The organism is Enterobacter sp. 50793107 (genome assembly GCF_001463365.1).
Lineage (GTDB): Bacteria > Pseudomonadota > Gammaproteobacteria > Enterobacterales > Enterobacteriaceae > Enterobacter > Enterobacter cloacae.
This window is the reverse complement of the sequence record NZ_LNII01000014.1, coordinates 1-12,834: the sequence shown is the minus strand read 5'-3', so window position 1 is coordinate 12,834 and position 12,834 is coordinate 1. Positions and strand designations below refer to the sequence as shown.

Genomic DNA, 12,834 nt, shown 5'->3' with positions numbered 1-12,834 from the left:
TCCGCGTGAAAGCCCCAATAAAATTGCGCCGCCGCGACGCGGTTGAACAGGTTGATTTGCCAGCCGATCTTCCGCCGCTGTTAAAGCGGCTCTACGCCAGCCGCGGCGTGCGGAGTGCAGGCGATCTTGAGCGCAGCGTCAAAGGGATGCTGCCCTGGCAGCAGCTGAACGGCATCGAAAAAGCCACTGAAATGCTCTACAACGCGCTTCGTGAAGGCACGCGCATTGTGGTGGTGGGGGATTTCGATGCCGACGGCGCCACCAGCACCGCGCTGAGCGTGCTCAGCCTGCGCGCGCTGGGCTGCGAAAACGTCACCTATCTGGTGCCTAACCGCTTTGAAGATGGTTATGGCCTTAGCCCGGAAGTGGTCGATCAGGCACATGCCCGCGGCGCGCAGATGATCCTGACTGTAGATAACGGGATCTCCTCCCATGCGGGTGTCGATCACGCGCATCAGTTGGGGATCCCGGTGCTGGTTACCGATCACCACCTGCCGGGTGAAACGCTGCCGGCCGCTGAGGCCATTATTAACCCGAACCTGCGCGACTGCGATTTCCCATCGAAATCACTGGCGGGCGTGGGGGTGGCGTTTTATCTGATGCTGGCGCTGCGTACTCTGCTGCGGGATAAAGGCTGGTTCGAGTCCCGCGGGATCGCCGTGCCCAATCTTGCCGAGTATCTCGATCTTGTTGCGCTCGGCACCGTGGCGGACGTGGTACCGCTCGATACCAATAACCGTATCCTCACCTGGCAAGGGTTAAGCCGCATTCGTGCGGGCAAGTGTCGTCCGGGTATTAAGGCGCTGCTGGAGATTGCGAACCGCGATCCGCTCAAGCTCGCCGCCAGCGATTTGGGCTTTGCCCTCGGCCCGCGCCTGAATGCGGCTGGCAGGCTGGACGATATGTCCGTCGGCGTCGCGCTGCTGCTGTGCGATAACATTGGTGAAGCGCGCGTGCTGGCGAATGAACTGGATGCGCTGAACCAGACCCGCAAAGAGATCGAACAGGGAATGCAGGCTGAAGCACTAACCCTGTGTGAAAAGCTTGAACGCAGCGGTGAAACATTGCCGGGCGGGCTGGCGATGTACCACCCTGAATGGCATCAGGGGGTGGTGGGCATTCTGGCGTCGCGCATTAAAGAACGTTTCCACCGTCCGGTGATTGCATTTGCGCCCGCAGGCGATGGCACGCTGAAGGGCTCCGGTCGTTCGATTCAGGGGCTGCACATGCGCGATGCGCTGGAGCGTCTGGATACGCTCTACCCGGGCCTGATGCTCAAATTCGGTGGTCACGCGATGGCGGCAGGCTTGTCGCTGGAAGAGGCGAAATTCGACGAGTTTCAGCGTCTGTTTGGCGAACTGGTGACTGACTGGATCGACCCCGCTCTGCTGCAGGGTGAAGTGATTTCCGACGGTGAGCTCGCACCGATGGAGATGACCATGGAAGTGGCGCAAATGCTACGCGATGCAGGCCCGTGGGGGCAGATGTTCCCGGAGCCACTGTTCGATGGCCGCTTCCGTCTGCTGCAACAGCGCATCGTGGGCGAACGTCACTTGAAAGTGATGGTGGAACCGGTGGGCGGCGGCCCGCTGTTGGATGGTATTGCCTTTAACGTCGATACCGCTGTCTGGCCGGACAATGGCGTACGCGAGGTCGAACTGGCCTACAAACTGGATATCAACGAGTTTCGCGGTAACCGCTCCCTTCAAATCATCATCGACAATATCTGGCCAATTTAGCGGCAGTAATCTCTATAAAAAAGGGCGTGGATTCGGTACAATCCAGCTCTTATCACCGCATTTTGACAAGTCCATAAAAGAAAACAGACCATGTTTGAAATTAATCCGGTAAAAAACCGTATTCAGGACCTCACGGAGCGCTCTGACGTTCTTAGGGGGTATCTTTGACTACGATGCCAAGAAAGAGCGTCTTGAAGAAGTAAACGCCGAGCTGGAACAGCCGGACGTCTGGAACGAGCCTGAACGCGCGCAGGCGCTGGGTAAAGAGCGTTCCTCTCTCGAAGCTATCGTAGATACGCTGGATCAAATGGCTCAGGGGCTGGAAGACGTTTCCGGTTTGCTGGAGCTGGCTGTAGAAGCCGACGACGAAGAAACCTTTAACGAAGCCGTGGCAGAGCTCGACGTGCTGGAAGAGAAGCTGGCGCAGCTTGAGTTCCGTCGTATGTTCTCCGGCGAATACGATAGCGCTGACTGCTATCTCGATATCCAGGCAGGTTCTGGCGGTACTGAAGCGCAGGACTGGGCCAGCATGCTGATGCGCATGTATCTGCGCTGGGCTGAAGCGCGTGGCTTTAAAACCGAGATTATCGAAGAGTCTGAAGGCGAAGTGGCTGGCATTAAGTCCGTCACCATCAAGATCATTGGTGACTACGCCTACGGCTGGCTGCGTACCGAAACCGGCGTTCACCGCCTGGTACGTAAGAGCCCGTTCGACTCCGGTGGTCGTCGTCATACCTCATTCAGCTCCGCGTTTGTTTACCCCGAAGTTGACGAAGATATCGATATCGAAATCAACCCGGCAGATCTGCGTATCGACGTTTACCGCGCATCTGGCGCGGGCGGACAGCACGTTAACCGTACGGAATCGGCGGTACGTATTACCCACATTCCAACCGGGCTGGTAACACAGTGCCAGAACGACCGTTCCCAGCATAAGAACAAAGACCAGGCCATGAAGCAGATGAAAGCGAAGCTTTATGAGCTGGAGATGCAGAAGAAAAATGCTGAGAAACAGGCGATGGAAGACAACAAGTCTGATATCGGCTGGGGCAGCCAGATCCGTTCTTACGTCCTTGATGACTCCCGCATCAAAGACCTGCGTACCGGGGTTGAAACCCGTAACACGCAGGCGGTGCTGGACGGCAGCCTGGACCAATTTATCGAAGCAAGTTTGAAAGCAGGGTTATGAGGAACCAACATGTCTGAACAACAAGCACAGGGCGCTGACGCGGTAGTCGATCTTAACAACGAACTGAAAACCCGCCGCGAGAAGCTGGCAGCGCTGCGCGAGCAGGGCGTGCCGTTCCCGAACGATTTTCGTCGTGACCACACCTCAGACCAACTGCACGCTGACTTCGACGCTAAAGAAAACGAAGAGCTGGAAGCGCTGAACATCGAAGTGGCCGTTGCGGGCCGTATGATGACCCGTCGTATCATGGGTAAAGCCTCTTTCGTTACCCTGCAGGATGTGGGCGGCCGCATTCAGCTGTACGTTTCCCGTGACGATCTGCCAGAAGGCATCTACAACGAGCAGTTCAAGAAGTGGGACCTGGGCGATATCCTGGGCGCGAAAGGTAAACTGTTCAAAACCAAGACCGGTGAACTGTCTATCCACTGCACCGAACTGCGTCTGTTGACCAAAGCCCTGCGCCCGCTGCCGGACAAATTCCACGGCCTGCAGGATCAGGAAGCGCGCTACCGCCAGCGTTATCTGGACCTCATCTCTAACGATGAGTCCCGCAAGACTTTCAAAATTCGCTCCCAGATCATGGCCGGTATCCGCCAGTTCATGGTTAACCGCGACTTTATGGAAGTGGAAACCCCAATGATGCAGGTGATCCCAGGCGGTGCTTCCGCACGTCCGTTCATCACCCATCACAACGCCCTGGACCTGGACATGTACCTGCGTATCGCGCCGGAACTGTACCTGAAGCGTCTGGTGGTGGGTGGGTTCGATCGCGTGTTCGAAATCAACCGTAACTTCCGTAACGAAGGCATCTCCGTGCGTCATAATCCAGAGTTCACCATGATGGAACTCTATATGGCGTATGCAGATTACAAAGATCTGATCGAGCTGACCGAATCCCTGTTCCGCACCCTGGCGCAGGACATTCTGGGCACAACGCAGGTACCTTACGGTGAAGAAGTGTTCGACTTCGGCAAGCCGTTCGAAAAACTGACCATGCGCGAAGCCATCAAGAAATACCGCCCGGAAACCAACATGGCGGATCTGGATAACTTCGATTCTGCAAAAGCGATCGCTGAAAGCATCGGTATTAAAGTGGAGAAGAGCTGGGGTCTGGGCCGTATCGTGACCGAGATCTTCGAAGAAGTGGCAGAAGCGCACCTGATTCAGCCGACCTTCATCACTGAATACCCGGCTGAAGTGTCCCCGCTGGCGCGTCGTAATGACGAGAACCCGGAGATCACTGACCGCTTTGAATTCTTCATCGGTGGCCGTGAAATCGGCAACGGCTTTAGCGAGCTGAACGATGCAGAAGATCAGGCGCAGCGCTTCCAGGATCAGGTTGACGCAAAAGCGGCAGGCGACGACGAAGCGATGTTCTTCGACGAAGACTACGTGACGGCGCTGGAGCACGGCCTGCCACCAACGGCGGGTCTGGGTATTGGTATCGACCGTATGGTAATGCTCTTCACCAACAGCCACACCATCCGCGACGTGATCCTGTTCCCGGCGATGCGTCCGGTTAAATAACGTCTGCAGATCGTAAAAAGCCCCGTGCGATAATCGCCGGGGCTTTTTTATTTGGCGGCGAAGGCCCGCAGTTTTTCGCGTGCCGCCGTCGCTTCCATCACCATCCAGGGGCTAAAGGCCCACGGTGTGGCATCCAGAGCCTGGAACAACGCGTCCAGATCAACCCATTCGTATGCCATCACTTCATCACTGTTGATCGTCAGCGCATTCGTGATCCTGGCGGCAAAGACCGGGCAAATCTCATTTTCGACGATCCCGGAAGGATCGGTTTCACAGTAGCGAAACTCAGCGGCGACAGGGGTGATCCCGGTAATTTCGGCTCCCACTTCATAGCGGCAGCGGCGCACAATAGCCTGATCAATCGCTTCACCAGATTGCGGATGGCCGCAGACTGAGTTCGTCCAGACGCCCGGCCAGGCTTTTTTGCTTAATGCGCGACGGGTGATAAGACACTCCCCTTTGGCATTAAAGAGCCAGGAAGAGAACGCCAGATGGAGTGGGGTATGGGAGGTATGTGCAGCGTATTTTTCCTGAGTGCCAATCACCATTCCCTGGTCATTTACCAAAATAACGTGTTCTTGAATACTCATTGATGCTCCAGTGCTAACCATGCGGATGGTTCAGCACCACCAGCGATGTCATTATACTGCATTCCGGTACGAACGGTTTGTTCCACAGAGCGGAAAAGGGCTGACCCATATCTGTTTGGGCTGGTATTATAGGGCGCCATTCACGCTGACCGAGGATCTGTTTTGTTTGCAGGAAGCCTGACGAGAAACCCCATCACTGCCGTGTTCTGCCTGATGCTGACGCTATTACTGGCAGGCTGTTCAGGGAGTAAATCTTCGGATATGGGCAGCTATTCCGGTGCGGTCTATACCGTGAAGCGCGGGGATACACTGTACCGGATTTCGCGCGCGACGGGGACCAGCGTAAAGGAGCTGGCGCGTCTGAATAATATCTCTCCGCCATATACCATCGAAGTGGGGCAGAAGCTGAAGGTTAATGGTGGTTCATCCTCGGGCAAAAAATCGTCGTCGAAAGGCAAAACCGCCAAAGTGACGCCATCCTATGCGGTGCCGCAATCCTCCTGGCCGCCTGTCGGACAGCGCTGCTGGATTTGGCCGGCCAGCGGTAAAGTTGTGCTGCCGTACTCCTTGTCTGAAGGCGGCAATAAGGGCATCGATATTGCCGCCGCGCGCGGTACGCCGGTTTATGCCTCCGGGGCAGGGAAGGTCGTGTACGTGGGCAACCAGCTGCGCGGTTACGGTAATCTGATCATGATTAAGCATGGTGAAGACTACATCACGGCTTATGCGCATAACGACACAATGCTGGTTAATAACGGCCAGAACGTGAAGGCGGGGCAGAAGATCGCCACCATGGGCAGCACGGGCACGGATACGGTGAAGCTGCACTTCCAGATCCGTTATAAGGCCACCGCCATCGACCCGCAGCGTTATCTTCCGGCACAGGGCAGCAAGCCGAAGTGCTAAGTGATTATTTTATCGCCGTTTAGTTGCGAAGAGGCTTGTATGAAGAGGCGTAAGGTCTATAATGCTTTACGCACCTCAAAGCGGGCGTAGTTCAATGGTAGAACGAGAGCTTCCCAAGCTCTATACGAGGGTTCGATTCCCTTCGCCCGCTCCAGAATCTCCCCAGGTGGAACCGTTCGAAAAACTCCGGTTCTTTCAGCATGTTACGCAGTAGTGCTTACTAACATGCTTAGGCGTTCTACCATAGTTCACTACTTTGAGACTTGTCACGAATGGTTACTCGGTGAAATGAGAGTGTAGCTAATCGTCGGCGGTGGTTTCAAGTTCTTACCGCGATAGTCCAACAATGAACGCAAAGCCTACACCAGGCAGCGACGGATCGCACTTCTCATAACCTTACAGTGAAGCGCATTTTTTGCCGATGCTCCCACATGCCACACGTCGAGATGACGTTGCAGGGAATAAACAGGTTTATGGTGGTGTTCGTACCTGCACACGAAATGCAGGCTCTGCCAGCGGTTCGGCCTCGCTCCTTCGGGTACATGGTCATCCTGATAAACTTCACTGTCTGACATACCCTGATGTTGTCGCCTAACGGCTCCGCGCGTTGTCTTACCACCAACGGGCTTATTGGCTGCTATTCCCTTAATTTAAGTATGGTACTATGTAGGGAAAATCTTAAAAGAAGGGTGGTTTATGGGCTGGTCTTCGTTGGTTAAGATAACCATTGGTACATTTCTATTAGCTGGGTTGTCGTTCTCTACATACGCGAAGAACTGCAAGAAAGGTATACCATGCGGTAATTCGTGCATTGCGGTTGGAAAAACGTGCAGGATTGGATCAAGCACCTCTTCTGCGTATAAAAATTATTCTTACTCTTACCCATCATCTTCTTTTCATAGTTCAACCCCTTACTCCTCTTCACATTCCCCATCAGCGAAGGTTGAGGGAAAAAACACAGCTTCAACTGCGAAAACCTATCTCTGTCAGTACGCTATTGCAGCAGTACAGAATGGTAGAATAGGTGCTTTACGTGTGCTGGGTAGTGCAGAGGTAACGTTGTATGTCGATAGCTTCAAAGCTAACCGTTTAAACGGTACATACCTGCTCTCACCAAAGCTGAAAACTAACGGTAAGTTGATGATGGCAGATGATAAAAGCAAAGTGTATGCCTATGATTCGTCGCTGATGAACTTTGCAATTAGTGACCGCATCGCAAGAAGCACTGAGCAATGGGATAATTGTAAACTGGTTCACAATTAATAAACTCAATTCGTGGGGATGGAATGAAAAAATTACTAATGGCTTTCGTGATTCTAACTTTACCTCTGCTCTCATTCGCTAAGGGTATTGGTTATGGAAATACTAAATGGGACATGAATCCGTCAGAAGTTGTTGCGGCTCAGGGCAATGGCGCACATTTGATCTCACCAGAGAAGTATAAGGATAATTTTGGGAAAGTGCGGATTGATAATGTATCGATCGGTAGCGGTCTTTATACTGTCACATTCCTTTTTAATAGCGCAGATCGTCTTGTACAAACGAATGTAGCCAGTAATGAGAAAAAAAATGAAGGTATCGCTGCGAGTCAATTTGGCACATTGAGTCAATTGTTAACTCAGAAGTATGGGAAACCTGAGTTTTCAGATTCAGATAAAGCAACCTGGAAACTTCCTGACACTACGGTTGAGTTAAGTAAGATGGTCATTTCTGGGATCATGGCCCAAACAGTTGTTCGTTACATTCCAAACAGTAGGGTGGCAAGCGATACTTCTAATCTTTAAGCCCTTACGCAACGAACGCACCTAATACCATAAATACAAAGGGGGCATCAGCCCCCTCGTATCATTCCTGTAAAGCCCGTAGCCACATCATAAGCAAATGAAGCTGGCTTCCTGTCATGGCAGGAATTCGGACGGTTTTACCGTTGCTTACGTTGCACAGCGCGAGCGCTAACGCCATAATGTGCTGATTCGGCATCTCTGACTCTCCGTTGGGATTGTTGAATACGGCGGGGGCTGTCTTCCGGCAAGTTGCCAGCCTTCGCCACTTCTTCATTTACAGCTTTTCTAAGATTGGTTGGTAACAGGTGACGCTGTATCGTCGTCCCTGCAAACTTCACTACCTGCGTATAAACGCACACCGTAGCCCCACACCATAGAAAGCTGGTGATCGGCTCTTCTTCCTTTTTCACTCTTCTGAATCCTCAGTGTTGAATGTCTTTGCATACGGGCATAGCGTTTTTCCGTTCTCTGTCTGTTCCTCCTGTGGATTGGTCATCGTAATTTGTCCAGCAGTTGCCAGGGCTGGCAATAGTGCCAGCGTCAGCAGTGAGAGCACAAGTAAGCGTTCCATGTTGATCACCATTCTAACGAAAACTCCTCTGTTAAATCGTCCTGCACATCCTGACCATACCCGATGTAATACATGGTTGAGCGCGGATCTGTCTGACCCAGGAAATGGGCGATTGTCTCTATAGCCACCCCATTTTCGAATAAAATTCGGCCACGGCTTTTACGTGGTGTATGGCAGCCCACGTTAGAGAATCCTGCTCTACGTCCCATCTTCCCAAATTCAGTGAATACCGTGTTACGAGTTACGGCGTTGCCTCTGCTACGTAATGTGGCTGCACTGAAAATGTAATCTGTAGCTACAGGCATCTTCGCTTGCTCTGCCTTGCGTTGCGCCACCACAGACAGCATCGCGGCTGTCACCTTTGGCCTTACTACGTTTCCCGTTTTCTCCTGCTTCACCTTGAGGTGAGATTGCCCCTCTACATCTTCAAACTTAAGTTTGAGGACGTCAGAGATACGCAAGCCCGATTCATACATAAACACCCACAAGCAATAAAACAGGTTGGTGGTGGTGTTGCGCTGTAGCTCTGCCGCCACTGCCTTAACTTCATCTGCACTCTTTAGCGCCTGGCTAATGCCTTTCATCTTTACCCTCCTCATGTTCGTTTCGTTGAAAACATCATTGATCATAAATTGATCATTTTCAAGATGTTGCACGATACGTTTGTTTATGAAGAGCACGAAATGATCAAAAGGTATGCGCGGTTGCTTGAGTTGCTTAACGGCGTGATCAAGGCCGCCCCAATTCTGCTGTCCGTCAGCACCGAATATCTGTAACTGATTGAAAAATAACAATAAATGTAATTTCATAAATGATTCATGAAACGGTGGTTATGTCAAGAAATTTATTTTCGATGACGGGGAGTTACCCCTGTTTGCACGGCGAAGTGATGGAAAAGTGTACTGATTGAATAAAATCAAATAGTTACAAAATACACTTTACTAAAGTGTATCGAAGCGGGGCGAAATTGCACGATAGATGATAATGATTCTCATCTGAATTGATTGCATTAAGAAACGATTAGAATGCTAACCAAATGACGGGTTTCAGCATGGAAAAAAAGCGAATTGTTACTTTATAACAATAAAATGAGAAACTCGTTCAACGAATCCGGCACGGGTGCAAAGTGGTTTTTCATGACAAACAGCGGCGTATCCCACGCTACACAACGGTTTAGCTAAGTGGGGCATTCTTACAATGAAAGTGAACAATCTACTTTGGCTTACATCTACACCGATTCTTTACCTGTCATTTAAGATAGGTTTTGACGTTAATAATGTATGGTTTTGATAGGGATAACCTAATATTTTCCTCTGGCTGTTCTTAGGATTGTTGCATGTGCGATTCGTAGTGAGCAGGGCGACGATCTATCATTGGGTAAAGTAACGAAACAGTACTTTTGAACATACGGGAAAAACCCGACTATCGAAATTAGCGGGATGAAGCATACACGGGAAAAACCCGACTGTTCAGAACGGATACACGGGAAAAACCCGAGTATTCGGCAATGATACCAGGGAAAAACCCGTCCAATAGAAAGAGATTTTAGAAATCGATTCAAAAGAAAGAGATTTCTAAAAGATCTGTGTTTTGCGCTTGTCGCAAAGATCATTTGCCTGGCGTCTATCGCCGTCACTCAAGGGGAAATGTCCTGGTACGCCGTTTGGTGGCTTCCCGGACACCCCCGTTCCGCTCACGACGCAGCGATCAGCGCATCTGTCTGTGATTGTGCCAGGGCTTCGCCCTCGTGAAACGAGGCACAGAAGCTATGCGCCGTGTGCGCAATGTCTTTCGGCATAACTTCTGCCTGTCTTCCATGCTCCGCATTTCATCCATGCGAAGTTAGCCCACGGCTAAGGCTTCACCGTGCTACGGTTCATCCAGCCTCAATCCAATACCAACACCTACTATCCTGATAACTACCGTTATCCCTCTGTAGTTGTGCTATTGGTTTCGGTAAGTGCCAGAGGTGCGCCTAAATGCCGCCAGGCTTCACAGGAAGCCCGTAGAGCGATTTAAACAGGGTAGGGAATACAAAGGTAGCCTGAAAGCGTCAGAAGGTCGCAGAGAGCGTTACAGGAGTTTTTTGTTTGTGATCACAGGTGATCTGCTTGGGAATGAATCATATCACAAATTTACCTTGACTGATAGGATTGTTTTTTTGGTATAAAGCACGTAATGCACTTGACTTTTTCGAACTTGTTGAAATAACACTTGACAACAAGTGTGCTTTTAGTGTATTATTAAAAGTATGGTGATAATCATTATCATCTAATCCCCATCTAACAACATTCCATACGCATGAATTGCAGCCTCCACCAGGTTTTTGGTGCGGGGGCTTTTTTGCGTCTGGAGAAAACCAAACAGGAGCAAACAACATGCGTTACTTCAACGTTGACCAAATCTACGCAGATTTGATTACAGGCCGAACAACACGAACACTTGTCTACAGTTCACTTGTCCGGGCGCGTAAGAGTGAACAGCCCGATAGAGTGGAGATGTTCGAGGAAGCGATCCGACGCTTTGACGAATGGCGAGCAACGCCAAACTTCACACCAGTGGCCAGCTAACCCAGGAGGAAACCAGAATGATCGAGAAGAAAACCAAACTACCGCCGTCCACATCGTTAATGATCCCGGATGCCACATTCCAGATTCTGTACAAAGAAGCGAAGCGCCGAAAAATGAGCGTAAGCGCACTTCTTCTTGAAGAATGCCAAACTCTGGCGGTCAAATACTCGAAAGCTGGCGCGTAATAACCACGTTCCAGCATTAACAACAATCCACGAATGAGAAGCGGAGAAAGCCAAATGAAGAGCATTCGTAATTTACTGAGCATACACAGGAGCATACAACAATGGCAAAGAACAACTTTATCGACGGGAAAGTATACAAATACGCCTCAATCGAAGAAGCATTATTATCAGCAACCCGAATTACAAATCTCAAAACAGGCGAGTCAGTAAAGCTAATCGGTAACGCTAAACTCGCATATATGATCTTGCGAAAGAGATTCTATCACTTCACCAAACCGCCAAAAGATAAGAAATATTTTACGAAGGGCAAGCACTACGACACCATCGAAAGTATCGCTGCGGCAATCGGTGTTTCTGACGTTGGTACAGTGAGAAGTGCAATTGGCAGCCTGGAAGCCGCCGGACTGCTAACCAAAAAGAAATTTGGAAAAACTTATGAATGGTCAGTTGTCGATCTCACTCCAGAATTATTTCTTCTCGAACGTAACACCGGGACGGCAAAAAAGCCTGTCTGGGTGGATTGTCTAAAACATCCAGTGTTTGGCAACGCTAAAGAAGACGTAGCGCCAGAGGTGCAGGAAGAAAAGCAACAGTCTGTTCCAGAAGCCGATCCGATGTGCGAGTTTGACGATACGCCGGAAGAGGAAGCGCCAGCGCCGGAAAAAGTGAAGCCGACACCTAAGCCCACCAAGAAACCAGCGGCAAGGAAAGCACCTACCAAACAGCAAATCGTTTCCCCATTCGAGTTCAGAAAGCCACGAGATGAAACCAGAGATTGGTTTTATTTGCAACGTTACAACGATGCTGATCGGTTTACTGGATTCACTGAGTTTGATCTACCCTATCTGGCGATGTTCGACAGTCAGGGAACATTAACCAATGAATACGCCATTCAACACTTGAAAATGAAGCGTGACTCATACGCACGACAACAACAAACCTAAGAGGAACAATGACCAACCTTTATCTACTGAACGAAGATACAAAGTTTCAACTCGGATGCAACGAAGTATGCAGACGAATCTATAACCACCTTGCAAGCCTCCACCGCGAGAATGGAACATTCCGTTCCAGCGTCAAAACTCTGGCATCTGCCCTGGGATACTCGGAAAGCGGGATCAGATATTGGCTATCCCTTCTTCGCGATGCCAAAGTGATCGCTATCACCAGGCGCAGCAATCACTACGATTTTGACGTTAACCACAATGTTTCTTTCATCACTACAACCAACTGATGAACAACGCGAAAACTAAATAACAATCAATGGGAAACTTTTATGATCATCGCTATGTATTGGTTATTTGCATTTTACGCAGTATGGACATTAACGAGAAAACACGGAGTTTCCCCTCTACGAGGAATGAATGGGACGAAAAGAACGAAATCCAATTAAACGGATAGAACAAGCAACACGCGCCAGCAAACGTAAATACACCTCTTCTCTACAAGACCTCGCACGAGAGTCTATTCCAGGAGAATGGATCACCGAAATAATAGAATACCCTGCAACGGTGCCCGTAGGGGCTGAGTTTGAACTATTGCAGGATGTTTTAGCATCTTCGGATAACGTCTTCTATAAACCACGCCGCCGCCGTGAATACCGTGTTGATTCATCGAATCTTAAGAAGTGGCAGCTATACGCAGAATGACCTGCCCCCACGATTAGATACAACACTCAGTTAGTAACGTCGGAATCTTCATTCTCAGAATGACCCTTTCTCCAGCCCGCTGCAAATTCAGACGGTGTCTGATAATTCAGCGTGGAGTGCGGGC

The 12,834-nt window shown here is 50.4% G+C and carries 14 protein-coding genes and 1 tRNA gene; 11 read left to right on the top strand and 4 right to left on the bottom strand.

The features are described 5' to 3' along the window. Positions 1-5: 5 nt before the first annotated feature. The 3 genes from recJ (at position 6) to lysS (ending at position 4,455) form a co-directional block, all read left to right on the top strand. Complete coding sequence (gene recJ / locus APU11_RS02450; protein ID WP_029883158.1) at positions 6-1,739, top strand: single-stranded-DNA-specific exonuclease RecJ; 1,734 nt, start codon at positions 6-8, stop codon at positions 1,737-1,739. 90 nt (positions 1,740-1,829) lie between these two features. Then, positions 1,830-2,928 (top strand): peptide chain release factor 2 gene (gene prfB / locus APU11_RS02445; protein WP_095908218.1). Its coding sequence is split into 2 segments (ribosomal slippage): positions 1,830-1,904 and positions 1,906-2,928, totalling 1,098 coding nucleotides; the frame shifts between segments, so codons are not numbered across the junction. A 9-nt stretch (positions 2,929-2,937) separates the two neighbouring features. Continuing rightward, positions 2,938-4,455: a lysine--tRNA ligase gene (gene lysS / locus APU11_RS02440; RefSeq protein ID WP_013098608.1), complete on the top strand. Its 1,518-nt coding sequence runs from the start codon at positions 2,938-2,940 to the stop codon at positions 4,453-4,455. Between the two features lie 47 nt (positions 4,456-4,502). Here the strand turns inward: lysS and idi are convergent, their stop codons facing one another. Continuing rightward, positions 4,503-5,045, bottom strand: coding sequence for an isopentenyl-diphosphate Delta-isomerase (idi, locus tag APU11_RS02435; RefSeq protein ID WP_013098607.1), 543 nt, complete (start codon positions 5,043-5,045; stop codon positions 4,503-4,505). Between the two features lie 162 nt (positions 5,046-5,207). Here idi and actS point away from each other — a divergent pair, with 162 nt between their 5' ends. The 4 genes from actS (at position 5,208) to APU11_RS02415 (ending at position 7,735) form a co-directional block, all read left to right on the top strand. Next, positions 5,208-5,951 (top strand): amidase activator ActS, encoded by a 744-nt coding sequence (gene actS / locus APU11_RS02430; RefSeq protein ID WP_013098606.1) that lies wholly within the window; start codon positions 5,208-5,210, stop codon positions 5,949-5,951. An 80-nt stretch (positions 5,952-6,031) separates the two neighbouring features. After that, positions 6,032-6,105 (top strand) — tRNA-Gly (locus APU11_RS02425). A 542-nt stretch (positions 6,106-6,647) separates the two neighbouring features. Next, positions 6,648-7,214, top strand: coding sequence for a hypothetical protein (locus APU11_RS27605; protein WP_080396957.1), 567 nt, complete (start codon positions 6,648-6,650; stop codon positions 7,212-7,214). Positions 7,215-7,237: 23 nt separating this feature from the next. After that, entirely contained in the window at positions 7,238-7,735 is a 498-nt protein-coding gene (locus APU11_RS02415) for a hypothetical protein (RefSeq protein WP_057059866.1), read from the top strand. 137 nt (positions 7,736-7,872) lie between these two features. Here APU11_RS02415 and APU11_RS02410 read toward each other — a convergent pair whose 3' ends face one another. From APU11_RS02410 to APU11_RS02405, 3 genes are read right to left on the bottom strand one after another with little or no spacing between them, the layout of a single operon-like run. Next, positions 7,873-8,145, bottom strand: a complete 273-nt coding sequence (locus tag APU11_RS02410; protein ID WP_154819299.1) for a hypothetical protein — start codon at positions 8,143-8,145, stop codon at positions 7,873-7,875. Continuing rightward, complete coding sequence (locus APU11_RS28555; RefSeq protein ID WP_162270935.1) at positions 8,142-8,306, bottom strand: hypothetical protein; 165 nt, start codon at positions 8,304-8,306, stop codon at positions 8,142-8,144. The genes APU11_RS02410 and APU11_RS28555 overlap by 4 nt, the downstream gene beginning before the upstream one ends. A gap of 5 nt (positions 8,307-8,311) precedes the next feature. Further along, the gene (locus tag APU11_RS02405; RefSeq protein ID WP_057059868.1) at positions 8,312-8,890 is read right to left on the bottom strand and encodes a tyrosine-type recombinase/integrase; all 579 of its coding nucleotides are present in this window, start codon (positions 8,888-8,890) and stop codon (positions 8,312-8,314) included. Between the two features lie 1,794 nt (positions 8,891-10,684). On the opposite strand from APU11_RS02405, the gene APU11_RS26365 reads away from it, so the two are divergent. The 4 genes from APU11_RS26365 (at position 10,685) to APU11_RS28345 (ending at position 12,710) form a co-directional block, all read left to right on the top strand. Then, positions 10,685-10,876 carry a hypothetical protein gene (locus tag APU11_RS26365; RefSeq protein WP_072200349.1) on the top strand — a complete coding sequence of 64 codons (192 nt, stop codon included), beginning with the start codon at positions 10,685-10,687 and terminating at the stop codon, positions 10,874-10,876. A 17-nt stretch (positions 10,877-10,893) separates the two neighbouring features. Continuing rightward, entirely contained in the window at positions 10,894-11,061 is a 168-nt protein-coding gene (locus APU11_RS28550) for a hypothetical protein (RefSeq protein ID WP_162875872.1), read from the top strand. A gap of 101 nt (positions 11,062-11,162) precedes the next feature. Beyond that, positions 11,163-12,005, top strand: coding sequence for a hypothetical protein (locus APU11_RS02395; protein WP_057059864.1), 843 nt, complete (start codon positions 11,163-11,165; stop codon positions 12,003-12,005). A gap of 420 nt (positions 12,006-12,425) precedes the next feature. After that, the gene (locus APU11_RS28345; protein WP_131729151.1) at positions 12,426-12,710 is read left to right on the top strand and encodes a hypothetical protein; all 285 of its coding nucleotides are present in this window, start codon (positions 12,426-12,428) and stop codon (positions 12,708-12,710) included. Positions 12,711-12,834 lie beyond the last annotated feature (124 nt).

Coding starts and splice junctions, on each gene's coding strand:
- APU11_RS28345 (WP_131729151.1), top strand. CDS start 12,426: ATGGGACGAAAAGAACGAAATCCAATTAAACGGATAGAACAAGCAACA.
- APU11_RS27605 (WP_080396957.1), top strand. CDS start 6,648: ATGGGCTGGTCTTCGTTGGTTAAGATAACCATTGGTACATTTCTATTA.
- APU11_RS02415 (WP_057059866.1), top strand. CDS start 7,238: ATGAAAAAATTACTAATGGCTTTCGTGATTCTAACTTTACCTCTGCTC.
- APU11_RS28550 (WP_162875872.1), top strand. CDS start 10,894: ATGATCGAGAAGAAAACCAAACTACCGCCGTCCACATCGTTAATGATC.
- APU11_RS02405 (WP_057059868.1), bottom strand. CDS start 8,890: ATGAAAGGCATTAGCCAGGCGCTAAAGAGTGCAGATGAAGTTAAGGCA.
- lysS (WP_013098608.1), top strand. CDS start 2,938: ATGTCTGAACAACAAGCACAGGGCGCTGACGCGGTAGTCGATCTTAAC.
- APU11_RS28555 (WP_162270935.1), bottom strand. CDS start 8,306: ATGGAACGCTTACTTGTGCTCTCACTGCTGACGCTGGCACTATTGCCA.
- idi (WP_013098607.1), bottom strand. CDS start 5,045: ATGAGTATTCAAGAACACGTTATTTTGGTAAATGACCAGGGAATGGTG.
- APU11_RS26365 (WP_072200349.1), top strand. CDS start 10,685: ATGCGTTACTTCAACGTTGACCAAATCTACGCAGATTTGATTACAGGC.
- APU11_RS02395 (WP_057059864.1), top strand. CDS start 11,163: ATGGCAAAGAACAACTTTATCGACGGGAAAGTATACAAATACGCCTCA.